This is a genomic window from Brevundimonas sp. (assembly GCF_004210735.1).
In the GTDB taxonomy this organism is placed as follows: domain Bacteria; phylum Pseudomonadota; class Alphaproteobacteria; order Caulobacterales; family Caulobacteraceae; genus Brevundimonas.
Genome location: NZ_SDZL01000021.1, coordinates 23,049 through 44,682, shown reverse-complemented (window position 1 = coordinate 44,682; position 21,634 = coordinate 23,049). Strand labels below are relative to the sequence as shown.

The following is a 21,634-nucleotide window of genomic DNA, read 5'->3' as shown; positions in this document are numbered from 1 at the left end:
CATGAACATAGCCATCGCCTACACCCTGACCCTGGCGGTCTTCGCCGTGATCGATACGGTCTGGCTGGGAAGCATGGGGGACCGGCTTTATCGCCCGCTGATCGGGTCCATGCTGGCGGAGAAATTCCGGTTGGCGCCCGCCGTCGCCTTTTACGCCCTCTACGCTGCAGGCCTGACGATCTTCGCCGTTCTACCGGGCCTTGCGGAGGGCGGGTGGAAGAAGGCGCTGCTTTGGGGTGGGCTGTTCGGTCTGTTCGCCTACGGGACCTATGACCTGACCAACCTGGCCACGCTGAAGACCTGGAGTTTGAAGCTGTCGCTGATCGACATGGCCTGGGGCGTCTGCGTCAGCGCCGGTTCATCCGCGATCGCCTGCGCCATCGCCATGCGCGTGCTGCGCGCAATCTAACGCCTGGGTGGGCGAGGGAAGAAGCGGCTGGTGCGCGCGGCGTAGGCGGCGAAGGCGTCGGGCCGCGACCGGCGCATATGGGCCTCGAGCAAGGGAACGCCCGACACTTTCGTCAGCAGCCAATAGATGTAGGCCGGCCCGGTCAGCGCCAGCCAGCCCCACGGCCAGCCGCCGCCCAGGTTGACGGCGAACACCGGCCAGGCGCACCAGCCCAGCCATTCAAAGAAGTAGTTGGGATGCCGGGACCACGCCCACAGGCCGGTGTCGCAGACGCGCCCCCGATTGGCGGGTTCAGCCTTGAAGGCGGCCAGTTGGCGGTCGGCCAGGCCTTCGCCCAGCAGGGCGGCGACGAACAGCAGCGTCGCGAGGCCGTCTTGCAGCGTCAGGCCGGCGGTCGGATTGCGCGCCGCCAGCAGGACGCTGAGCGCCAGGAAGGCGGCGGCGCCGGCCTGTAGCATCAGGAAGCCGAACATCCTGACCTGAAAGCGCGCGCCCCATTCCGTGCGCAGTCGGGCATAGCGGGCGTCTTCGGCCTCGCCGGCGGCGCGGTGCGCGATGTGCAGGCCCAGCCGCAGACCCCACAGGCCGATCAGCGCGGCGGTCAGCCACTGCCTGGCGGTGGGGGTGGCCCCATCTAGCGGGATCAGGGCGACGCCGACCCCCGCCAGACCCAGACCCAAGGACCAGAAGGCGTCGGCCCAGCCGCCCTGACCCGTCCGACGCTGGACCAGCCAGGCCGCACTCATGACCACGACGAGAAAGAGCGCCGCCGTACCCCACAAGGGCAGCAGACGGATCACAACCGCACGAAGGGCTGCATCAGACGCCCCAACCAGCCGTCGAGGTGGATCTGGCCGTCAAGGGCGACGACGCAGAGACAAGGTTCATCAGACATGACACGCGGCTGGTGCAGCACGTCATGGTCCGCTTCCTCCAGATCGCCGACGTCGAAGCGTTCGGTTTCGGTGGCGTAGGCGCCTGACAGGACGCAGGTCAGCTCAACCCCGCCGTGGGTGTGACGCGGCGTCTCGCGGCCAGGATCGATCCTCAGCAGGATGACCCGGCAGGCGCCATCGCGCGGGGCGTGAACGTCGCGCGCCCGGATACCGGGGCCGATCCAGCGCCAGGGCCCCAGCGCATAGCGCCGCAGCGGTTCAGGCAATTCCGGCATGTCGTTGAGCGGCGGCGGAACAACCGCCTCGCCGGCGTCGACCTCGATCCGCGCCAGAGCGTGCGCCAGGGCGTCGTCGGACAGGGATGTCGGCGTGGTCTCGTTCAAGAGCTCTCCGCCCACGGCCTGAAGTTCGCGCACCCAGGCGTCGTTGGCCGGGCGCAGCGCCAGGTGGGCGGCGACGACCACGGCCTCGGGCGGGCTGAGGGTTCCGGCGGCATAGGCCAGCAGCCGATCTTCGGACGGGTTGCGGTTTGGGTTCATCGGGGCGCCTGGGGCGAGGCTTCAAGAATAAGGCGGAGCTTGATCATGGCGTTACGAATACGGGATTTCACGGTGCCCAGCGGCAGGTCCAGCCGCCGGGCGATTTCGGAATGTGGGCTGTCCATGAAGAAGGCGAGGCGCAGGACCTCGACCTGATCGGGCTTGAGACGGGACAGCGCGTCGCGCACGCGTTCCGCGTCCTGCGACGTGGCCAGAATATCGTCCGGTCGCGGCGGCCCGGCGTCGGCCAGATCGATTTCGGGCGTGGGCAGCGGGCGGGCGTCGCGACGCAGCATGTCGAGGCGTCGGTTACGGGCGATGGTGAAGATCCACGTCGCGGCGCGCGCCTTGCGGGCATCGAACAGATCAGCCTTGCGCCAGACCGTCAGCATGGCGTCCTGGGCGAAGTCCTCGGCCGCCGCCGCAGTGGCGCCTGACTTGATCAGCCAGGCCTTCAGGCGCGGCGCGAAATAGGCGAACAGTTCGGAGAAGGCCTCGCGGTCACGGCGCAGGGCCACCGCCTCGATCAGGCGGTCATGCGCAAAGACGTCGGGCGCATCGCCGTCGGCGCTCATGCGGCGCGAGGTCCTGGCGAACGATGTGACAGCGGCGACCTCGGCATCCATGCAGCCTAATACGCTTCAGGAAAAAGTCTGGATCATTCGCAATCCGATCGCCACGTGACTGCGTAATCCGATGAAGCTCGCAGCGTCTTTCTGCGGGCGTGTTTCGGAGCCGTCATGTCGCATTCGCCCGTCCGTTCTTCCGACGGCCCGCTGCAGATCGCGGTGGTCGGATCGGGCGTTGCGGCCCTGTCTTCCGCCTGGCTTTTGTCGCAGCGCCACCGGGTGACGCTGTATGAGAAGGCGGATCGTCTGGGCGGCCATTCCAATACTGTGACGGCCGGGGTGGCGACCGGGGATGTGGCCGTGGACACCGGCTTCATCTGCTTCAACGACGCGACCTATCCCAACCTGATCGCCCTGTTCGCGCATCTGGGCGTCCAGGCGCGCGCGACCGACATGTCCTTCGCCGTGTCGCTGGATGACGGCCGGTTCGAATACGCCGCGCCCGGTCTGTTCGCCCAGCGCCGCAACCTGGTGCGACCGCGTTTCTGGTCCATGCTGGGTGAGATCATGCGCTTCTATCGCGAGGCGCCGATCGCTCTGGGCGGTCTGACCGACCCCGACCTGACACTGGGCGATTATCTGAAGCGCGAAGGTTTCAGCGAGGCGTTTCGCGACGATCACCTGCTGCCGATGGCGGCGGCGATCTGGTCCTCGCCCGCCCATACCCTGATGGATTACCCGGCCGAGGCCTTCATCAGGTTCTGCGGCAACCACGGCCTGCTCAAACTGGTCGGGCGCCCGCTATGGCGCACGGTCGAGGGCGGCAGCCGGGTCTATGTCGAGCGGATGGCGCGGGCCATCGACGACGTGCGGTTGGACCACGGCGTGACAGCCGTGCGCCGGGTCGAGAACGGGGTCGTCGTCCATGACAGCCAGGGCGACGCCCGGCGGTTCGACCATGTCGTCATCGGCGCCCATGCCGATCAGGCTCTGGCCATGCTGGGCGAGCCGACGGATCGGGAAAGGGAGGTGCTGGGGGCCTTCCGTTACAGCCGCAACCTGACCATCTTGCACACGGATGCCGGGCTGATGCCGCAACGCCGCCGCGCCTGGGCCAGCTGGAATTACATCGGCGCAGACGACGGTCTGTGCGTCACCTACTGGATGAACAAGCTTCAGGGTCTGCCGGGTCAGGACCTGTTCGTCACCCTGAACCCCCCGCGCCCGCCGCGCCCCGACACCCTGCTGCGGAGCGAGATTTACGAGCATCCCGTCTTCAACCCCGCCGCCATCCAGGCCCAGAAGCAGCTCTGGAGCCTGCAAGGGCAGGGTGGCGTCTGGTTCTGCGGCGCCCACTTCGGTGCGGGATTCCACGAGGACGGCCTGCAATCTGGCCTGGCCGTGGCCGAGCAACTGGGCGGCGTGCGGCGCCCCTGGTCGGTCGAGAACGAAAGCGGGCGTATCCATCTGTCGCCGGCGAAGGCCATGGAGAGGGCCGCGTGATCCAGGCATCAGCCCTGTATCGCGGCGGCGTCACGCACCGGCGGTTGCGGCCCCGGGCGCACCGGCTGAACTATCGCGTCTTCTGGCTGCTGCTGGACCTGGCGGAGATTGACGGGCTGGATCGGCGACTGCGCCTGTTTTCGCGCAACCGGTTCAACCTGCTGTCCTTTCATGACCGGGACCATGGCGATCGCTCCGGGGCGGCGCTGCGGCCCCAGATCGAGGCCTTCCTCGGTCGCGCGGGTATCGACATTGGTGACGGGGCGGTGCGCCTGCTGACCATGCCGCGCGTGCTCGGCTATGTCTTCAACCCGATCAGCCTCTACTACTGCCATCACACCGACGGTCGACTGGCGGCCATGGTCTATGAGGTGACCAGCACCTTCGGCGTGCGCCATGCCTATGTCATTCCGGCGCCGGCGGAGGATCAGGCGGCGGGCCTGATCCGGCAGGGCGCTGCCAAGGCCCTGTATGTCTCGCCCTTCATGGGGATGGAGATGGATTACGCCTTTCGCGGCCACGTGCCCGGCCAGCGTCTGAATCTGACGATCGACGGCCTGGACGCCCAAGGGCTTCTGATCACCGCCGCCATGTCCGGTCGGCGTCAGCCTCTTGACGACCGGGCGTTGGGAGCCGCAGCGCTGACCCTGCCTCTGATGACGCTGAAGGTCATGGCTGCCATCCACTGGGAGGCGCTGAAACTCTGGATCAAGGGCGTCCGTCTGACCCGCCAGCCGCCACCGGCCCCGGAACCTGTCACCATCCAGCGGCGGGCCCGCGACAGCCGTCTCGCGCGTTGACCATGCGCCGTCTCGAACACAAGGTCGCCTGAGCTCATGACCATCACCGCCTGCGGCGAGCGAAACGACGGGTCGATGACGTCACCCGTCCTGGGACTGTTTCTGCGCCTTCTGTCGGCCAACTGGAGCTGGGGTCGGCTGACCCTCGTCTTGCCGAACGGCGTGCGCCATCAGCTGACCGGCGCGACCCCCGGCCACGCCGCCGTCCTGATCATCCGCGATCCGCGCGTCGCCGCCCGCGTGCTGAAGAGCGGGGATATCGGCTTTGCAGAAGGGTATATGGCGGGCGAGTGGGACACGCCCGATCTGGCGGTTCTGCTGGAGACGCTGGTCAACAACTACGATCACATCCGGCGCCTGTTCGACGGCAACCCATTGATGAATGTGGTCAACTGGATCGGGCACCGGTTGAATCGCAACAGCCGTCGCGGGTCACGCCGCAACATCCACGCCCACTACGACCTGGGCAACGCTTTCTACGGAGCCTGGCTGGACCCCTCGATGACCTATTCGTCGGCGCGCTTCGAACGGTCGGGTCAATCGCTGCAAGAGGCCCAGCATGCCAAATACGCCGCCCTGGCCCGTATCATGGGCCTGCAGTCAGGGCATAGCGTGCTGGAGATCGGCTGCGGCTGGGGCGGTTTCGCCGAGTTCGCGGCGCGTGAGGTCGGGGCCATCGTCACGGGCGTTACAATCTCGCGCGAACAGCATGACTACGCCCGCCGTCGCCTGTTCGAGGCCGGGCTGTCCGACCGCGCCGACATCCGCCTGATTGACTATCGCGACGTGGAAGGCCGGTTCGACCGCGTCGCCTCGATCGAGATGTTCGAGGCGGTGGGCCGCGAATACTGGCCCACCTACTTCCAGAAAGTCCACGACGCGCTGCAGCCCGGCGGTCGCGCCGGTTTTCAGATCATCACCATTCAGGACGATTTGTTCGACGAATACGACGCCCGCACCGACTTCATCCAGAAGTACGTCTTCCCCGGCGGCAGTTTGCCGTCTGAGGCGCGAATGGCGCCGGTTGCGACAGGCGCGGGCTTGAGCCCGGCAGGCGTCGAGCGTTTCGGCGGCGACTATGCTGACACCCTCGCGGAATGGGCCCGACGATTTGAAAATGCGTGGGACAGGATCGCTCGGGACAACGCGACCTTCGATGATCGCTTCCGCCGCCTGTGGCGTTTCTACCTCGCCTATTGCGAGGCTGGTTTCCGCTCCGGCCGGACCGATGTGATCCAGATGGCGCTGACCCGCGCCTGAATGCGCCCGTCATCACACGCTGTGGGCGACGGAGAGCCTCTCCGTGCCCACAGCGCCTTGTCCTGCAGCCGCCCTCAGTAGGTGTAGGTCAGGTCCACGCCCCACATTCTGGGTTCGGTGATGTTCACGAACGGCGTGCCCAGGGTCGAGGCGGTGATGTTGTTGACGCCCGTCACATACTGGTTGTCGAACAGGTTGTTGACGTAGACGCCGACCTGATAGCGCTCGCTCGGGGTGCGCCAGTAAAGGCGCGCGTCTGTTCGGTTCTGGGCCTCTGACGGATCGAACCAGGGGGTCTTCACGCACGACCCCTGGCCCGTGGAGGTGGTGTTGCATCGGCCCTCGCCGCGATAGGCGTGGATCAGTTGCATATCCAGCGAGCCCATCTCGGCCAGGTCGTGGCGATACGAGACGCCGGCCGACGCCGACCACAGCGGCTCGCCCGTGGGCTGACCGGCCAGATCGCCGCTGGTGGTCACCTTCCGCTTGTAGGTCGCGTCGATGTACTGGGCGTTGGCGAACAGGCGTAGGCCCTCGAGCGGTTCCAGCTCCAGCTGCATGTCGACGCCCCAGGCCTCGTCGTCGCTGGTCTCGATCAGATACTGCGGCACGCCGCCACCGCCTGGCGTAACCAGGCGGATCGATTGCTTGCCGTCATAGTCATACCGGAACGCCGAAACGTTGACGCGGGCGTTGGCGCCCAGATCGCTCTTCAGTCCGATCTCGAAATTCTGGACATCCTCGTTGTCGAACCGCGAGGCGACCTCGACGCTGTTGAAGCCGCCGGCCTTGTAGCCCTTGGCGTAGGAGAAGAAGATCATCGCGCTGTCGGTCAGTTGGTAGTCGGCGACGAAACGCGGGCTCAGGTCTTCCCACGAATCCGACCGCTCGCAGGTCACGCCTTCCTGGACCGTGACGCCGTTGTCGCACGGCACGCCGGCCAGGCCGGACAGGTCGAAGACATAGTCGGCATACAGATAGTCGAGGGCCGGACCCATAAAGGTGCTCAGCACGAAATTGATCGTGGGGTCGTTGAGTATGGCGTCCAGCTCAGGCGCAACGCGCGGACCGTTCAGCCACTGGAACGTCTTGTTGTCTCGCGTATAGCGCAGGCCGAAAGTCAGGTTCAGACGATCATTGGCGGCCCAGATCACATCGGCGAAGACGGCGGTCGCGTCGAAATCACCCTCGTTGATCATGTCCTCCTGCCAGCTGTGACCCAGTGTGCTGGCGGGGATAGAGGCCCCGGCCAGGATCATGTCGGCCAGGCTGAACAGCGGGGCGCCCGCCGCATTGGTCAGGATGGTGTTGATGCTGTCGGTGGTGGCGTAGGTGTCGCTGCGCTGTTCGGCGTGTTCCGAATAGTAGCTGGCGCCGGCGATCCAGTTGAACGCACCGCTTTCGCCCGCGAAACGGAATTCCTGATACCAGGACCGGTTCTTTTCCCGGTTGTTGGTGTCGAAATACAGGTCCGGGCGGTTGGTGCCGTCCTCGTCCTCGCGGTTCTCGGTAGCGAAAGACCGGGCCGAGGTCAGGGAGGTGAAATCGATGTCGCCGAAGGCATGGGTGATGGTCAGCACCCCTTCGTCCAGGCGGCGCGTCTCGTGGTTGTCGATGGCGTCGTTCAGGACGCGTAGATCGAACGGGTTGGTGTAGTCCGCCGGATCGGCCGGATATGTGGGCAGGCCGGGCGCGGCCGGGATGGCCACCACGCCGATCGCCGGGCGCGCATCCTGGTCGATTTCGTCATGAGTCCAGCTCAGGATCATTCGGGTCCGGGGCGCGATGTCCCAGCGCAGGGCCGCCCGCGCCGCCCAGTTGTCTTCGCGGTCATAATCCTCGCCGGTGGCGGCGTCGGTCAGCCAGCCGTCGCGTCGGTTCACCAGCGCATTGACCCGCAGGGCCATGTCGTCGTTGATCGGCAGGTTGATCAGACCCTCAAGGCGGCGCTTGTCATATTCGCCCAACCGGATGCCCAGCCGGGCTTCGAATTCGTCGCTGGGCTTGTTGGTCGTGATGGATACGGCGCCGGCGGCGCTGTTACGGCCGAACAGGGTGCCTTGGGGGCCCTTCAGCACCTCGATCCGCGCGACGTCGCTGAACGCCAGAAGGCCCGCGCCCGACCGGGCCGCATACACGCCATCGACATAGACGCCGACCGCCGGGTCGGTGCCGACGCCGAAGTCCGAGGTCGAGACCCCGCGAATATTGTAGCGGGCCTGTGTCGGGCTGCTGTTCGAAACCGACAGGCCGGGCACGAAGGCGGAGATGTCGCCGATATCGTCGGCGGCCAGCGCCTGTAACGTCTCGGCCGAGACAACGCTGATCGTGATCGGCACGTCCTGCAGGCTTTGTTCCCGCCGTTGCGCGGTGACGATGACGTCATCCAGAGACGTCGCGTCCTGCGCCCTGGCCAGTTCCGGCGCCGTCAAGGCGCCCAGCGCAACACCGGCCGCAAGCGTGGCCTTCATGCAGAATTTTATCGTTATCATAACAGCCCCTCCCTATTCCCCAGACTTCACGAAACAGAATATTATTCCGTTTGACAAGGGGCTGTGCGCCTATGTGGCTTACAGGGCCATCAGGTCGTGATAGACGCCCTGCGGAATTGGACAAAAAGGACGACGTAGTGGGCCCGCGCGCGCCGCAAGAGACCCCGACACTGGAACGGCGCACGGCGCCGATGCAGCAGCGTGCGCGCGACCGGATCGACCGTGTTCTGGCGGCGACCGAATCTCTTCTGGCCACCACGTCCGTCGATACGATCACCACCAGCACGATCGCCGCCGAGGCCAATGTGCCGGTCAGCTCGATCTACCGCTATTTCCCGAACGTCTTCGCCATCTACAAGGAACTGTTCGAAACGCTGGTGGCGCAGCTTCACACCCGCATCGCCGACATCCTGGAGAATCCGCAGTTCACCACCTGGCGTGAGCGCCATCTGGCGGTGATGCTGGTCCTGCGAAAGACGCTGAACGAGGACCCGGCCTATCGGCCGCTGTTTCATCTGATGCTGACCACGCGCGAACTGCGCATCGTCAAGGAACAGGCCAATGCGCAGATCGCGGCCTATCTGGCGGCGCGGTGGGAGCGGGGGCTGGACGGCTTCCACGGCGGCTCCGCCCTGGCCGTCGCGCGGATGGCCACCGAGATTTTCACCTCGTTCGAAACCCTGACCAGCGGCGAGGCCCAGTCGGAGTGGACTGACCGCCTGTTCGCCGAGGCCACCGTGGCGCTGGAGCGGTATCTGTCGGCCTATCTGGCGGACTAGACCGACCCGCGCGACGCGGTCTCAGGCCATGCGTCGCAGAAGCGCCAGCTTGGCCTTGTTGAAGGGCGGATAGCGGATGCTGGCGTCCAGGGCGAAGCCCCGCTTCAGCACGGCGCGCTTGTGACTGAAGGTCTCGAAACTGTACCGCCCGTGATAGGCGCCCATGCCGCTGGCCCCGACCCCGCCGAACGGCAGGTTTGGGTTGGCCATGAAGACCACGGTGTCGTTGATCGTGGCCGAGCCTGATCGCGTTGAGGCGATGATCCGTTCGGCCGTCGCCGTATCCCTGGTGAAGGCATACAGCGCCAGAGCCGGCGACCGGGCGTTGATAGCCGCCAGCGGCGCGTCCAGCGTCTGGTAAGGCAGGACCGGCAGGATGGGGCCAAAGATTTCCTCGGCCATCACCGGCGCGTCCGCGGCGACGTCAGTCAGGATCGTGGGCGCGACATAGCAGGCGTCGATATCGGCCTGACCGCCCGTGACGGCGCGCCCGTCGGCCAGCAGGGCCTGCAGGCGCTCGGCATGACGCCGGTTGATGATGCGGCCGAAGTCCGGACTCTGTTTCGGGTCGCGGCCGAACATCGCCGTCACCGCGCGCTTCAGCTCTTCCAGCAGCCGGGCCTCGACCGAGGCGGCGACATAGACGTGATCGGGCGCCACGCAGACCTGACCGGCGTTCAGGAAACGACCCCAGACGATACGCCGGGCCGCCACCGCCAGATCGGCGGTTTCATCGACGATACAGGGGTTCTGGCCACCCAGTTCCAGCACGACCGGCGTCAGATGTTTCGCCGCCGCCGCCATCACCACTCGGCCCACCCGTTCGCCGCCGGTGTAGAAGATCAGGTCGAATGGCTGGGCCAGCAGGGCGGTGGAGACGTCAGCGTCGCCGGGGACCACGGCGAAGGCGCGGGGGTCCAGGTAGCGTTCGACCAGTTGCTGCAGCAGAGCCGATGACCGGACCGCCAGTTCAGAGGGCTTGATGACGGCGCAGTTGCCCGCCGCAATAGCCCCCACCAGCGGCGCCAGCACCAGCTGGAAGGGATAGTTCCACGCCCCGATGATCAGGGTCACGCCGTAGGGCGCGGCCTCGATGAAGCTTTTGCCCGGCTGGATCGCGATGGGCGTCGGGGTCCGTTGCGGCCGGCTCCAGCCGCGCAGATGCTTGCGCGCGTGCGCCGCCTCCTTGCGAACGAAGTCGATCTCGGCAGTGCTGGCCTCACCGAACGGCTTGCCCAGGTCCGCCTTCAGGGCCTCGGCGATGGCGGCCTCGTTCTCGACCATCATCCGCTCCAACGCGGCCAGCTGATCCTGGCGCCAGGCCAGATCACGTGTCACGCCGCTGTCGAAGGCGGCGCGCAGGGGCGCGATGACCGCAGCGACATCAGGGGCAGGGGGCTGAACAGTGGCTACCGACATGATCCCTCCATCGAGTCGATCCAGAAGCGAACCAGGGCTGTGCCCTCGGCGTGGGCGGTCGAACGGCCTATCTCGGGCATCATCACGGCAGGGTTCGTCGACGCCATGCGATAGGGAATGATCGACGCCCTGGCGTCCCCTGGCACGATGTCGAAGCGAAGGTTGCCTGTGCCGGGACCCGCGGCGACCGGCAGTTTGCACACGCCCGACGCCCTCGAAATCGGTGTGGCGGCGTCCAGATACAGACCCGAGGTGTCGGCCGGGCCGTCCGGGTTGTGACAGTGGCCGCAGTTGACGTCGAGATAGGCCCGCGCCCGCGCATCCAGCGATGCGCCCTTGTCCGTCCATGCGACGTCCGCCGGCGCGTCCTTCGGATCGGCCAGGCCGCGCAGATAACCCAGCCTGGTCAGGTGGGTCAGCTGGTTCTCGGTTCCGTCCGAATAGGCGAAGTCGCGATTCAGCAGGCGCGCCTTGGGACCGATGGGATGAATGACGCGCGTGGCGACATCCGTCGCGTGACAGGCCGAGCACTGGGTCACGTTCGGCACGATGTAGGAGAAGCGCTCGTCCTTGCCGTCCTGGCGCGCCAGGGTCAGGGGGACCACCGCGCCGATGCGGTGCAGCACGGCCTCGGTCTGGGCCTCGTTCCACAGATAGGTCAGGGCGGCCCAGCCGTCGGGCCGATGGATCAGCAGCCGCGTCTCGACCATGCGAACCTTCTTCAGGTTCAGCCCTTCGCCGTCGTGGATCAGCGCCTGATCGGCCTGCTGCAGCACCCGACCACCCGGGCCGGTCTGGTAGAAGAAGGTCTTGGTGATGACCGTTCCGACGGGGAAGGACAGCACGTCGTCCGGCCTGTAGTCCGCCGGGACGCCCGCCGGCATCCAGATGGTCCGCAGCTTCTGCGCATAGTCGGTGAACAGCGGCGTCGTCAGGTCATAGGGCGTGACGCGTTCGCCTAGAACCAGGGCGCCGCCGGACACCTGGACCATGCCCCAGTCCTTGAGAGACCTGGGGTTGTCGGTCGCGAAATAGGTCGGATCGACCAGGGGCTCCGGTGGCGGCGACCGGGTGCAGGCCGCCACCCCGGCGACAAGCAGGAGGCAAAGTGTAAGCAGGCGAAACCGGGTCATGAGGCCGCGTCAGGCTCCCGGCAGGGTGACGGGCGAGAGACGGGGCAGGGTGCACCGGTGCGGCGCGATGTCGGTGTTGGGCTTGGCGTATTTGTTCGGGCCGTCAACGTTCAGAACGCCCGCCTCGCCATTGTCGATACAGATTCGCAGGGCGGCGGGCAGTTGTCCGTTCACCAGACGCTTGGGATTGACGTAGCCGTCCCAGATGATGTCCGGGAAGCGGCCGGTGGGTCCGAATTTGGCCACGCGCAGCGCCTGCAGATCGACGCCGTCCGGCGAGTTGCCGCCGCCGCTGAAACGGTTGTCCTTGATCAGGATGGCTTCCGGATAGGGGTCGAAATCGGCGCTCATGGCGCTGTCCGAATAGCCGGCCGAGAACAGACTGGAGATGATGATGTTTCCGGTCTTGTTGTCAGCGATCTCGTTGTCGAAAATCTCGACCTGATCGTTGGAGTTGACGATCACGCCCGTGCCCGCCGGAACGCTGGCGACCGGGGTGCCGGCATGGCCGAAATTGCGCGTGTTGTTAGAGACGGCGCGATTGTTGAACACGCGCGTCCGGTATCCCGCCTGCTGCAGCTGGGGCATGTTGAAGACCAGAATGCCGCCGGTGTTGTTAGTGGCCAGGTTTTCATAGACGTCGGCGTCGATGCAGTTCTCGATCTCGATCCCGGCGACATTGTATTCAGCCCGGTTGCGGCGAACCACGACGTTTCTGGACTGGCCGACATAGATGCCCGCGTCGGATGCGCCGATCGCCACGCTGTCCTCGATCAGGACGTTGCGCGTCTGGACGGGGTAGATTCCATAGGCGCCGTTCTCCGTCTTGGGTCCTTGCGTCCATTCCGTGCGGACCTTGCGCACGACGATGTTCTCGCCCTCGTTGATCTTCAGGGCGTCACCCTTGGTGTCCTCGATCGCCAGATTCTCAATGGTGAAGTTGCTGGCGGTGACCAGCAGGCCCTGGGCCCCCGCCGCCTGATTGCGGAAGTTCAGGATCGTCTTGTCCATGCCCTGACCGCGAATGGTCACGCCGTCGACGGCCAGGCTCAGGCTGGTGTCGATGGTGAAGAGGCCGGCCGGGATTTCGATCACCGTGCCGGGCTTGGCGTCGATCAGCTTCTCCATCAGCTCGGTCTGATAGGTCGTGTTCGCTTTGGAGAGGTCGGTGCCCTTCTGATCCGGTTTGGACCCGCAAGCGCCCAGAACCAGCACCATCGCGATCGGCAGCCACGTGCGCATCTTCATTATCTCTCCCCCTCCGGAACGCTCTGAATATTTGCCCGACATGAGATTTTCATACCGTCGCTATTCCCGCAAGACGAAAATGAAACTGTTTCTGTTTTTGGCGACGAAGCTAATGCGATCACCGCGCCACCCAGTGGCTCTCGTTTTTCGTCGCGAATGCAATCGTCTGACGGTATGGGCTGATCGAGTGGATGATCCTGCCTGCTCTATCAAGGTCGGCGTCCGTCTGTAGATCGTTGCCGCGAAAGGCTTACCCATGTCGGACACGCTGGAACTCTCGCACTGGATTGGTGGCGAGAAGGTGGGGGGTGATCGCCTGGGCGAAAGCCTGAATCCATCAGACACGCGCGAGGTGGTGGCGCGCACGCCCAAGGGTGGCGCGGCCGAAGTGGACCAGGCGGTCAACGCTGCGCGCGACGCCTTCGAGGGCTGGGCCTCTGCCTCGCCCGAGGTGCGGTTCGACGTGCTGGACCGTGCCGGATCGCTGATCGTGGAGCGGCGCGAGCAGATCGGCCGGCTGCTGTCGCGCGAAGAAGGCAAGACGCTGGCTGAGGGGATCGGCGAGACAGTGCGAGCCGGGCGTATCCTGAAATATTTCGCGGGCGAGGCTCTGCGCCTGCACGGTCAGAATCTGGCGTCTACCCGGCCCGGCGTCGAGATCCAGACCTATCGTCAGCCGGTCGGCGTGTTTGGCCTGATCACGCCGTGGAACTTCCCCATCGCCATCCCGGCGTGGAAAATCGCCCCGGCCATCGCCTTTGGAAACACTGTGGTGCTGAAGGCCGCCGGCCCGACGCCGGCCACGGCGGAGGCGCTGGTGGCGATCCTGCATGAGGCGGGCCTGCCGGCCGGCGTGGTCAATATGGTCATCGGCGACGGCGACGTGGGCCGGGCCATCGTCGGCCATCCGGATATCGACGGCCTCAGCTTCACCGGCTCACAGGGTGTCGGCGCCTCGGTCGCCGAGGGCGCGGCCCGGCGTCAGGCGCGGGTGCAACTGGAAATGGGCGGCAAGAACCCGCTGATCGTGCTGGACGACGCCGACCTGGACCGCGCGGTGGCCATCGCCCTGGACGGCAGCTTCTTCGCCACGGGGCAGCGCTGCACGGCCTCAAGCCGCCTGATCGTTCAGGACGGGATCCACGACCGCTTTGTCGTCGCCCTGGCCGAAAAGGTCGCCGCCCTGCGCGTCGGCGACGCCCTGGACCCGAACACCCAGATGGGCCCGGCGGTCACCGAGGCCCAGCGCGAGACCTCATATCGCTATATCGACATCGCCCGCGACGGCGGCGGCCGGATCGTGGCGGGGGGCGAGCGGCTGAGCCTGGACAAGCCCGGCTGGTACGTCCAGCCGACCCTGATCGCCGACACCCTGCCGGACGCGCGGATCAACACCGAAGAGGTGTTTGGCCCGGTCGCCTCCACCATCCGGGTCAAGGATTATGAGCAGGGCCTGGCCATCGCCAACGGGGTCGAGTTCGGCCTGTCCGCCGGTATCGTCACCTCGTCGCTGAAGCACGCGCGCGATTTCCAGCGCCGGGCGAAGGCGGGCATGACGATGGTCAACCTGCCGACCGCCGGGGTCGACTATCATGTGCCGTTCGGCGGCACGAAGAAGTCCAGCTTTGGTCCGCGCGAGCAAGGCTTCGCCGCTGCCGACTTCTATACCCAGACGAAAACCAGTTACTCGGCGGGCTGATCGCGACGCAAACGGCGCCGATTGAACCGTCACGGCAGTCCGTCGTTAGCGTCGGATGATCGACAGACCCTGGACGCCCTATTGCGGTCCGGCGCCCGACCCTGCGGAGTGGCTCGGGCGCTGGAATCTGGATCCGCTGGTGCTTGGGGCGCTGGTGGTCGGCGCGGTGGCCGGGTGGGTGTTCATGCGGCGGGGGCAAGTGGGGCCTACGCTGTTCGCCGCCTTGGCCGTGCTGGCCGTGATCTTCATATCGCCGCTGTGCGCCCTGGGTTCGGCGCTGTTCACGGGGCGAACCCTGCATCACCTTCTGCTGGTGCTGGCGGCGGCGCCCTTGCTGGCTCTGGCCTTGCCGTGTCCCAGACGGGTCCACCTTCTGGCGGCGGTGGCCGTGCAGGCGGTAGTGTTCTGGGTCTGGCATGCGCCCGGGCTCTATGCCGCCGCACTGAGCCATGACGGCGTCTATTGGATCATGCAGGCGACCCTGCTGGGCAGCGCCGTCTGGTTCTGGGCCGCCATCCGGGCGACGTCGGCGCCGGGCGCGGTGGCCGGGCTGCTGGCGGCGATGCTGCTGATGGGACTGCTGGGCGCAATCATCGTGTTCGCCGGCCAGCCACTGTACGCCCCCCATTTCGGCACGACCCTGGCCTGGGGCATGACCCCGCTTGAGGATCAGCAGGCGGCGGGCTTGATCATGTGGGCGCCCGCCGCGGCAGCCTATCTGGCGGTCGCCCTGTGGCGACTGAACAGCCTGCTGCGAGGGCCGGATCAGGCGTCGGTCGGATGATCGATAAACTGATCGCACAAGCGCTGGAATGGGCGGCGGGGCACCATGACGAGGGGCGATATTCGCCGGTCGCCATCTGGTTTCACTGGGCCATGGCGGGGCTGGTCCTGTTCCAGCTGGGTTGGGGCTGGTGGATGGGCCGGTTGCCCGTCGGGGGCGCCAAGGTCGCCGCCTATGACGTGCATTTCGCGGTCGGGGTGCTGATGCTGCTGCTGGTGATCGGGCGGTTGTCGTGGCGGCTGATGGCTCCCAATCTGATCAATGACGCCGACAAGCCGGGGTGGGAAAGCACCGCAGCCCACATCACCCACTATGTCTTCTACACCTGCCTGTTCGGCCTGCCGCTGACGGGGTGGGCCATGATTTCGGCGACGGCGCGGGACACGACGCTGTTGGCGGCCGGGTTCATTCCGTGGCCGCTGCTGCCGATGCAAGGCCTGTCGAACACCCAGCTATGGATGATCGAGGCGGCGGCGGAATGGATGCATTGGGGCATGGTCGCGGCCCTGATCCTGATGATCCCTGTCCACGCGGGGGCGGCGCTCAAGCACCATCTGATCGATCGGGACGACGTGTTTCACGCGATGCTGCCGGTCGTGCCGCAGCTGCGACCGAGGCGGACACGCTGGCAGCGGCGCTATCGGGCGCTGGAGCAGCGGGTTGCGCGGACAGCCAGCCGGCTATGGCGCGGGCTTCTGCGTCCGTCAGATGCTGCACGGCCGCCGCCATGACGCCGCGCGGATCGTTGCGACGCTTGCCCGATTTCCAGCGATCGATCTGTTCCAGCGTATAGGGAGCCGGCTGGCCCGAGACGGCGGGATTGCCGCCGCCCCCGCCCTGGCCCTGGGCGCCATGACAACTGCCGCAGGCGACTATGCCGCGCGCCTGGTCGCCGACCAGCCACAGGGCGGGAGGCGGGCCAGTTAGGGCCGCATCGCCGTCGGGGGCTGGCATGGCGGCGTAGTAAGCCGCGACCGCGCGGCGTCCGTCGTGATCCAGATTTTTCGACACCTGCGTCATGATGTCGTCGGGGCGTAGGCCGGCGGCGTAATCCTCCATCTGTTTTTGCAGATAGCCCTGGTCCAGCCCCGCCAGGCGCGGCGTTCCGACGCCGTCGCCCTGGCCCTGCAAACCGTGACAGGTAAAGCAGGCGTTGGCCGCACCGCCCGCGCCACCGCCCATGGCGATGATCTGGCCTGACGCTGTGAACGCACGATCCGTTCGGCCCGGTGCGGCGTCGCACGCAGCCAGCGGCAGGAATACGGCAAGGAGGGGCAGGGCGCGCACCCGGAACGAACACGGGCTGACGGCTCAGGTTCCGGCATTTGCTCGGGAACCGCAGGAGCCGGGGCGGATTGCACCCCGTGAAGCTTTCGAGGGGCGCATGTGGCAAGGCGGCAGGGCCAGTATTGTTCGAGGCATGACGATGGCGCTGGCTCTCGTCGCGACGGGATGCGTCGACAAGGCGGATCTGCCCCGTCAGATCGCCCGGGGCGATCCGGCCGAGGGACTGAAGGTTATCGAGCGCGTCGGTTGCGCCGCCTGTCACGCCGTGCCCGGGATCCGCTGGCCGCAGGGGCGGACAGGCGGATCGTTGGCGGGGGTCGGTGCGCGGCCGCTTATCGCGGGGCGATTGCCGAACCAGCCGGACACGATGATCGCCTTTGTCCGGGACGCGCCGTCGTTGCTGCCCGATACGGCCATGCCGCCGATGCCCCTGACCGAAACCGAAGCCCGCGACGTCGCGGCCTATCTGTATACGCTTGATGACGACTGAGACGCTGAATGTGCTGAACGGCTGGCCGCCTCCGGTGCTGGACCCCGCAGGGCCTTTCGCCGGGCCGGTGACGGTGGTCGCCTGGGTGCTGTTCGTCATGGGCGCCGTGGTGCTGACCGTGGTGCTGATCACCCTGGGCGTCGCGCTGTTCGGTCCCCGTAAGTGGAAGCGGCGGGTGGCGGGCGAGCGGCTGGTCTGGATCGGCGGATTGGCGTTTCCGGTCGTCGTGCTGACGGGCCTGCTGATCTATGGCCTGTCGGTCACTGCACGGGTCTCGGACGCGCCAAGGGCCGGCGAGATGCGGGTGCGCGTGACCGGCGAGATGTGGTGGTGGCGCGTCGCCTATCTGGATCCGCGCGGCGCCGAGGCGCTCCAGGACGCCAATGAGGTGCACATCCCAATCGGACGCCCTGTGGTGCTGGAGCTGGAAAGCGCCGACGTCATCCACAGTGTCTGGATTCCGCGTCTGGGCGGCAAGACGGACATGATCCCCGGCCGCCGCAACTTCATGCGCATCCAGGCCGACCGGCCGGGCGTCTATGCGGGTCAGTGCGCCGAATATTGCGGTGGGCCGCACGCCCTGATGGGGCTGGTCGTCGTGGCGCACCGGCCGGAAGCCTTCGCCGCCTGGCGCGCGAAACAGGCGGGACCCGCCGTCGCGACGACTGTTCCGGCCGGGGCGGGGGTCTTCACCGCCTCGGGCTGCGGCGCCTGCCACACCGTCCGGGGAACGCAGGCCAACGGGCTGGCGGGGCCGGACCTGACGCATGTCGGATCACGACAGACCCTGGGGGCCGGCATCCTGCCGAACAACCAGGGCACGATGGCGGGCTGGATCGCTGACAGCCAGGGCATCAAGCCCGGCAACCGCATGCCGTCTTATCCCGTCCTGACGGGCCAGGAACTGCGCGACGTCGCCGCCTATCTGGACAGCCTGAAATGAGTTCGGAGACGGGCTTCGACACCGCAAAATACGACCGCTTCCCGACGCAGGAACCGCGCCCCGAGGGTGAGCTGGAGCAACTTCAGGACGCCTGGTGCGGCCCGCGTTCGCCGTGGGAATGGATCACGGCGACCAACAACAACATCATCGGCGTCTATTACGTCGGCGCAGCCATGCTGTTCTTCGTGCTGGCCGGAGTGCTGGCGCTGTTGATGCGCACGCAACTGGCGCTGCCGATGACCGGCTTCCTGCCGCAAGAGACCTACAACCAGATCTTCACCATGCACGGCACGGTGATGATGTTCCTGTTCGCCGTGCCGGCGGTCGAGGCGTTGGGCGTGCTGCTGCTGCCGCAGATGCTGGGCGCGCGCGACCTGCCGTTTCCCCGGCTGGGGGCCTATGCCTTCTGGGCCTATCTGGTGGGCGGTCTGGCCTTCTTCTGCTCACTGTTTTTCGGCCTGGCGCCGAACGGCGGCTGGTTCATGTATCCGCCGCTGACCAGCATGACCTATTCGCCGGGGATCAACGCGGACTTCTGGCTTCTGGGCATCGGCTTCATCGAGATTTCGGCCATCGCCGGCGCGATCGAGATCATCGTCGGCGTGCTGAAAACCCGGGCCCCCGGCATGACGCTGGACAAGCTGCCGGTCTTCGCATGGGCCATGCTGATCTTCGCCTGCATGATCATCATCGCCTTCCCGTCCATCATCCTGGCGACGCTGCTGCTGGAGCTGGAACGGGCGTTGGGCTGGCCCTTCTTCGATCCGCTGAAGGGCGGGGACCCGGTCCTGTGGCAGCACCTGTTCTGGTTCTTTGGCCACCCCGAGGTCTACATCATCTTCCTGCCGGCGGCGGGGGCCATGTCGACCATCATCCCGGCCATGGCGCGCACGAAACTGGTCGGTCATTCGCTGGTGGTCATGGCCATGCTGGCGACCGGCTTCATCAGTTTCGGCGTGTGGGCGCACCACATGTTCACGACCGGCATGCCGCAGATCAGCATCAACTACTTCAGCGCCGCCTCGATGGCGGTCAGCGTGCCCGCCGGGGTTCAGGTCTTCGCCTGGATCGCGACCATCGCGGCGGGCAAGATGCGGTTCTCGACGCCCGGCCTGTTCGCGGTCGGGGGGCTGATCATCTTCGTCATGGGCGGGCTGACCGGCGTCATGGTGGCCATGGTCCCGTTCGACTGGCAGGCGCACGATAGCTATTTCATCGTGGCCCATCTGCACTACGTCCTGATCGGCGGGATGGTGTTTCCGCTATTCGCCGCCATCTATTACTGGCTGCCGATGTCCAGCGCCCGGCCACTGAGCGAGCGAATGGGCAAATGGGTGTTCTGGCTGATGTTCGCCGGGCACAACATCGCCTTCCTGCCCATGCATCTGACGGGACTGATGGGAATGCCGCGGCGGGTCTATACCTATCTGCCGGGACGCGGCTGGGACCTGCCCAACTTCATCTCCACGATCGGCGCCTTCATGTTCGGGCTGGCGGTGCTGTTGTGGGTCATCGACATGATCTGCAATTTCCGCCCGTTCGGGCCACGCGACGCGGGCAATATCCACGATGGTCCCGGCCTGGAGTGGCTGCCCAGCGGCTCGTACTCGGTGCGGTCGATCCCGGTGGTCAAAAGCCTGTATCCGCTGTGGGAACAGCCTGGCCTGTCACGCGATGTCGAGGCGGGGCGTTACTTTCTGCCCGGCGCCCCGACGGGTGAGCGCCAGACTATCGTCACCAGCCCGCTGAACGCCGAGCCGCAGTATCTGCTGCGTATTCCGCGCCCGTCCGGCTGGCATGTCTTCGGCGCCGTATTCACGGCCGGCTTCTTCCTTATCCTGACGGTCCAGGCCTATGCCGTGGCGGTCATAAGCGGCCTGCTGGCGATCTATTGCATCCTGCGCTGGTGCTGGTTCCTGGATCGCCCGACCAAGCGAAAGACGACGGACATCGGGGGTGGGATTCGGGCGCCCAACTATGTCGCTGGCCCTACCAGTCATGGCTGGTGGGCCATGGTGATCTTGCTGATCGTCGGCGGCATGGTGTGCCTGCTGGCCGGCTTCTCCTATGTCTTCCTGTGGAGCCGACGCCCGGACCTGTGGCAGGCGCCGCCCGACATCGGGTCACTGGCGGTGGTGCTGGGGTTGCTGGCGGTCGCCGGAGCGGGCGCGGTGGTCGCGCCGCGGATCTTGCGACGCGGCGGCGCGCGCGCGGCGACAGGCGCGACGGCTCTTCTGGCGCTGGCGGCAGGCGCAGTCCTGGCGGCCAGCCTGGTGGACGGGCAGGCCTGGTGGGCGACCGGCTTGCGGCCGGACGCGAACAGCCAGGGGGCCACCGTCTATGCGCTGTGGGCGTGGGGCGCGACGTTCGCGGCGATCAGCGGCCTGATGGGCGCCTATGTCGTGCTGAGACGCCTGTTCGGCCTGATCGCGCCCGAGCGCCCGTCGACCGTGGATCTGGTCGGGCTGTTCGTCGCCTTTACCGCGGCGCAGGGCGCGGGGATCGTTCTGCTGACGCGATTGTTCCCCGGAGCGTTGTGACCATGCGTTGGGTGACGATGACCGGCGGGCTGGTGATCTGGGCCCTGCATTTCATGGGGCTGTATGCGATCGCCAGCGCGGCGGACGTGTGGGGCGCACCTGATGCGTGGCCATGGCGGCTGGCGGGCGCCGTGTTCAGCGTGCTCTGCCTGATGGCCACGATCGGCGTCGTTTTGTGGCTGGGACGTCAGAGGACAAATCTCTCGGAACCAGAAGGATGGGAGCGGCGTGTCGGCCTGACCGGCGCCGTGGTCGCGGCCGTAAGCATCGTTTGGCAAACCGGCCCGCTCGCATTCTGATGTAAGCATCGGATGCGCGCACCCGTTCGCCCTCATCCTTTTCAAGGTCATTGCGCATCGGTCGTGGTCGACCCGGCTTCGCCGGGGGCTGAGCCGCGACTTCCGACCGGGATCGAGTCGATCTAAGGCTGACCTTCGCTAATCGAAGGGAGATCGCGCATGGGCCTGACCCTGTACGGCATCAAGGCCTGTGACACGATGAAGAAGGCCCGCACCTGGCTGGACCAGCACGGCGTCGACTACGCCTTCCATGACTACAAGATCGCCGGCGCCCACCGCGCGGATGTCGAGCGCTGGGTGGACGAACACGGCTGGGAGGTGGTGCTGAACCGCGCCGGCACGACTTTCCGCAAACTGCCCGACGCCGACCGCCAGGACATCAACCGCGACAAGGCCATCGCCCTGATGCTGGCCCAGCCGTCGATGATCAAACGGCCGGTGCTGGACCTGGGCGGGCGGACGCTGGTGGGGTTCAAGCCGGACCAGTATGCGGCGGCCATCGGCTGAAAAATTCCACGACGCCCGCATCCAGCGGCGCGCCCGGC

20 protein-coding genes and 1 pseudogene are annotated in these 21,634 nt (G+C 66.5%); 13 read left to right on the top strand and 8 right to left on the bottom strand.

All coding sequences use genetic code 11. The features are described 5' to 3' along the window. The first annotated feature begins 1 nt into the window (after position 1). On the top strand, positions 2-409 hold the full coding sequence (locus EON91_RS06465) for a DUF2177 family protein (protein ID WP_292092644.1): 408 nt from the start codon (positions 2-4) through the stop codon (positions 407-409). On the opposite strand, the gene EON91_RS06460 is transcribed toward EON91_RS06465, so the two are convergent. Genes EON91_RS06460 through EON91_RS06450 form a run of 3 tightly spaced genes read right to left on the bottom strand, consistent with a single transcriptional unit; the run spans position 406 to position 2,419 of the window. Next, on the bottom strand, positions 406-1,209 hold the full coding sequence (locus tag EON91_RS06460; RefSeq protein WP_292092641.1) for a DUF1295 domain-containing protein: 804 nt from the start codon (positions 1,207-1,209) through the stop codon (positions 406-408). The genes EON91_RS06465 and EON91_RS06460 overlap by 4 nt on opposite strands. Beyond that, the gene (locus tag EON91_RS06455; RefSeq protein ID WP_292092639.1) at positions 1,206-1,844 is read right to left on the bottom strand and encodes a ChrR family anti-sigma-E factor; all 639 of its coding nucleotides are present in this window, start codon (positions 1,842-1,844) and stop codon (positions 1,206-1,208) included. Before EON91_RS06455 ends, EON91_RS06460 begins: the two co-directional genes overlap by 4 nt. Then, complete coding sequence (locus tag EON91_RS06450) at positions 1,841-2,419, bottom strand: sigma-70 family RNA polymerase sigma factor (protein ID WP_292092636.1); 579 nt, start codon at positions 2,417-2,419, stop codon at positions 1,841-1,843. The genes EON91_RS06455 and EON91_RS06450 overlap by 4 nt, the downstream gene beginning before the upstream one ends. Before the next feature lie 165 nt (positions 2,420-2,584). On the opposite strand from EON91_RS06450, the gene EON91_RS06445 reads away from it, so the two are divergent. The 3 genes from EON91_RS06445 to EON91_RS06435 all read left to right on the top strand — a co-directional run bounded on the left by EON91_RS06445 (position 2,585) and on the right by EON91_RS06435 (position 5,976). Further along, the gene (locus tag EON91_RS06445; RefSeq protein ID WP_292092635.1) at positions 2,585-3,916 is read left to right on the top strand and encodes an FAD-dependent oxidoreductase; all 1,332 of its coding nucleotides are present in this window, start codon (positions 2,585-2,587) and stop codon (positions 3,914-3,916) included. Then, positions 3,913-4,716: a DUF1365 family protein gene (locus EON91_RS06440; RefSeq protein ID WP_292092633.1), complete on the top strand. Its 804-nt coding sequence runs from the start codon at positions 3,913-3,915 to the stop codon at positions 4,714-4,716. The genes EON91_RS06445 and EON91_RS06440 overlap by 4 nt, the downstream gene beginning before the upstream one ends. A gap of 75 nt (positions 4,717-4,791) precedes the next feature. Beyond that, complete coding sequence (locus tag EON91_RS06435) at positions 4,792-5,976, top strand: cyclopropane-fatty-acyl-phospholipid synthase family protein (protein WP_292092693.1); 1,185 nt, start codon at positions 4,792-4,794, stop codon at positions 5,974-5,976. 74 nt (positions 5,977-6,050) lie between these two features. On the opposite strand, the gene EON91_RS06430 is transcribed toward EON91_RS06435, so the two are convergent. Further along, a complete protein-coding gene (locus EON91_RS06430) occupies positions 6,051-8,447 on the bottom strand; it encodes a TonB-dependent receptor (protein WP_292092632.1) in 2,397 nt (798 codons plus the stop codon). A 158-nt stretch (positions 8,448-8,605) separates the two neighbouring features. Here EON91_RS06430 and EON91_RS06425 point away from each other — a divergent pair, with 158 nt between their 5' ends. Then, positions 8,606-9,247, top strand: coding sequence for a TetR/AcrR family transcriptional regulator (locus tag EON91_RS06425; RefSeq protein ID WP_292092631.1), 642 nt, complete (start codon positions 8,606-8,608; stop codon positions 9,245-9,247). 21 nt (positions 9,248-9,268) lie between these two features. Here EON91_RS06425 and EON91_RS06420 read toward each other — a convergent pair whose 3' ends face one another. The 3 genes from EON91_RS06420 to EON91_RS06410 are packed head-to-tail and all read right to left on the bottom strand — an operon-like array spanning position 9,269 to position 13,047. Further along, positions 9,269-10,666, bottom strand: coding sequence for an aldehyde dehydrogenase family protein (locus tag EON91_RS06420; RefSeq protein WP_292092629.1), 1,398 nt, complete (start codon positions 10,664-10,666; stop codon positions 9,269-9,271). Continuing rightward, a complete protein-coding gene (locus EON91_RS06415; RefSeq protein ID WP_292092628.1) occupies positions 10,657-11,799 on the bottom strand; it encodes an SO2930 family diheme c-type cytochrome in 1,143 nt (380 codons plus the stop codon). Before EON91_RS06415 ends, EON91_RS06420 begins: the two co-directional genes overlap by 10 nt. 9 nt (positions 11,800-11,808) lie before the next feature. Continuing rightward, on the bottom strand, positions 11,809-13,047 hold the full coding sequence (locus EON91_RS06410; RefSeq protein WP_292092626.1) for a parallel beta-helix domain-containing protein: 1,239 nt from the start codon (positions 13,045-13,047) through the stop codon (positions 11,809-11,811). A gap of 256 nt (positions 13,048-13,303) precedes the next feature. Between EON91_RS06410 and EON91_RS06405 the strand changes: the two genes are divergently transcribed. Genes EON91_RS06405 through EON91_RS06395 form a run of 3 tightly spaced genes read left to right on the top strand, consistent with a single transcriptional unit; the run spans position 13,304 to position 16,261 of the window. Continuing rightward, positions 13,304-14,746 (top strand): aldehyde dehydrogenase family protein, encoded by a 1,443-nt coding sequence (locus EON91_RS06405; RefSeq protein ID WP_292092624.1) that lies wholly within the window; start codon positions 13,304-13,306, stop codon positions 14,744-14,746. 55 nt (positions 14,747-14,801) lie between these two features. Next, complete coding sequence (locus EON91_RS06400) at positions 14,802-15,530, top strand: cytochrome c oxidase assembly protein (protein ID WP_292092622.1); 729 nt, start codon at positions 14,802-14,804, stop codon at positions 15,528-15,530. Further along, entirely contained in the window at positions 15,527-16,261 is a 735-nt protein-coding gene (locus EON91_RS06395; RefSeq protein WP_292092621.1) for a cytochrome b, read from the top strand. Before EON91_RS06400 ends, EON91_RS06395 begins: the two co-directional genes overlap by 4 nt. On the opposite strand, the pseudogene EON91_RS14685 reads toward EON91_RS06395, so the two are convergent. After that, positions 16,257-16,712: pseudogene (locus EON91_RS14685) on the bottom strand (c-type cytochrome); the annotation flags it as partial. The gene EON91_RS06395 and the pseudogene EON91_RS14685 overlap by 5 nt on opposite strands. A gap of 244 nt (positions 16,713-16,956) precedes the next feature. Here EON91_RS14685 and EON91_RS06390 point away from each other — a divergent pair. From EON91_RS06390 to EON91_RS06370, 5 genes are all read left to right on the top strand, one after another. Beyond that, positions 16,957-17,307 carry a c-type cytochrome gene (locus tag EON91_RS06390; RefSeq protein ID WP_292092618.1) on the top strand — a complete coding sequence of 117 codons (351 nt, stop codon included), beginning with the start codon at positions 16,957-16,959 and terminating at the stop codon, positions 17,305-17,307. Continuing rightward, positions 17,297-18,250, top strand: coding sequence for a cytochrome c oxidase subunit II (coxB, locus tag EON91_RS06385; protein ID WP_292092616.1), 954 nt, complete (start codon positions 17,297-17,299; stop codon positions 18,248-18,250). Before EON91_RS06390 ends, coxB begins: the two co-directional genes overlap by 11 nt. Next, on the top strand, positions 18,247-20,790 hold the full coding sequence (locus tag EON91_RS06380) for a cbb3-type cytochrome c oxidase subunit I (protein WP_292092615.1): 2,544 nt from the start codon (positions 18,247-18,249) through the stop codon (positions 20,788-20,790). The genes coxB and EON91_RS06380 overlap by 4 nt, the downstream gene beginning before the upstream one ends. Positions 20,791-20,792: 2 nt before the next feature. Then, the gene (locus EON91_RS06375) at positions 20,793-21,089 is read left to right on the top strand and encodes a hypothetical protein (RefSeq protein WP_292092612.1); all 297 of its coding nucleotides are present in this window, start codon (positions 20,793-20,795) and stop codon (positions 21,087-21,089) included. Between the two features lie 159 nt (positions 21,090-21,248). Then, positions 21,249-21,596: an ArsC family reductase gene (locus tag EON91_RS06370; RefSeq protein WP_292092610.1), complete on the top strand. Its 348-nt coding sequence runs from the start codon at positions 21,249-21,251 to the stop codon at positions 21,594-21,596. Positions 21,597-21,634: the final 38 nt, after the last annotated feature.

What these genes read in the sequence shown, in the direction of transcription:
- coxB (WP_292092616.1), top strand. Translation starts at nt 17,297, where the DNA reads ATGACGACTGAGACGCTGAATGTGCTGAACGGCTGGCCGCCTCCGGTG.
- EON91_RS06400 (WP_292092622.1), top strand. Translation starts at nt 14,802, where the DNA reads ATGATCGACAGACCCTGGACGCCCTATTGCGGTCCGGCGCCCGACCCT.
- EON91_RS06410 (WP_292092626.1), bottom strand. Translation starts at nt 13,047, where the DNA reads ATGAAGATGCGCACGTGGCTGCCGATCGCGATGGTGCTGGTTCTGGGC.
- EON91_RS06445 (WP_292092635.1), top strand. Translation starts at nt 2,585, where the DNA reads ATGTCGCATTCGCCCGTCCGTTCTTCCGACGGCCCGCTGCAGATCGCG.
- EON91_RS06390 (WP_292092618.1), top strand. Translation starts at nt 16,957, where the DNA reads ATGGCGCTGGCTCTCGTCGCGACGGGATGCGTCGACAAGGCGGATCTG.
- EON91_RS06465 (WP_292092644.1), top strand. Translation starts at nt 2, where the DNA reads ATGAACATAGCCATCGCCTACACCCTGACCCTGGCGGTCTTCGCCGTG.
- EON91_RS06405 (WP_292092624.1), top strand. Translation starts at nt 13,304, where the DNA reads ATGTCGGACACGCTGGAACTCTCGCACTGGATTGGTGGCGAGAAGGTG.
- EON91_RS06435 (WP_292092693.1), top strand. Translation starts at nt 4,792, where the DNA reads ATGACGTCACCCGTCCTGGGACTGTTTCTGCGCCTTCTGTCGGCCAAC.
- EON91_RS06420 (WP_292092629.1), bottom strand. Translation starts at nt 10,666, where the DNA reads ATGTCGGTAGCCACTGTTCAGCCCCCTGCCCCTGATGTCGCTGCGGTC.
- EON91_RS06380 (WP_292092615.1), top strand. Translation starts at nt 18,247, where the DNA reads ATGAGTTCGGAGACGGGCTTCGACACCGCAAAATACGACCGCTTCCCG.
- EON91_RS06375 (WP_292092612.1), top strand. Translation starts at nt 20,793, where the DNA reads ATGCGTTGGGTGACGATGACCGGCGGGCTGGTGATCTGGGCCCTGCAT.
- EON91_RS06430 (WP_292092632.1), bottom strand. Translation starts at nt 8,447, where the DNA reads ATGAAGGCCACGCTTGCGGCCGGTGTTGCGCTGGGCGCCTTGACGGCG.
- EON91_RS06370 (WP_292092610.1), top strand. Translation starts at nt 21,249, where the DNA reads ATGGGCCTGACCCTGTACGGCATCAAGGCCTGTGACACGATGAAGAAG.
- EON91_RS06450 (WP_292092636.1), bottom strand. Translation starts at nt 2,419, where the DNA reads ATGAGCGCCGACGGCGATGCGCCCGACGTCTTTGCGCATGACCGCCTG.
- EON91_RS06415 (WP_292092628.1), bottom strand. Translation starts at nt 11,799, where the DNA reads ATGACCCGGTTTCGCCTGCTTACACTTTGCCTCCTGCTTGTCGCCGGG.
- EON91_RS06455 (WP_292092639.1), bottom strand. Translation starts at nt 1,844, where the DNA reads ATGAACCCAAACCGCAACCCGTCCGAAGATCGGCTGCTGGCCTATGCC.
- EON91_RS06395 (WP_292092621.1), top strand. Translation starts at nt 15,527, where the DNA reads ATGATCGATAAACTGATCGCACAAGCGCTGGAATGGGCGGCGGGGCAC.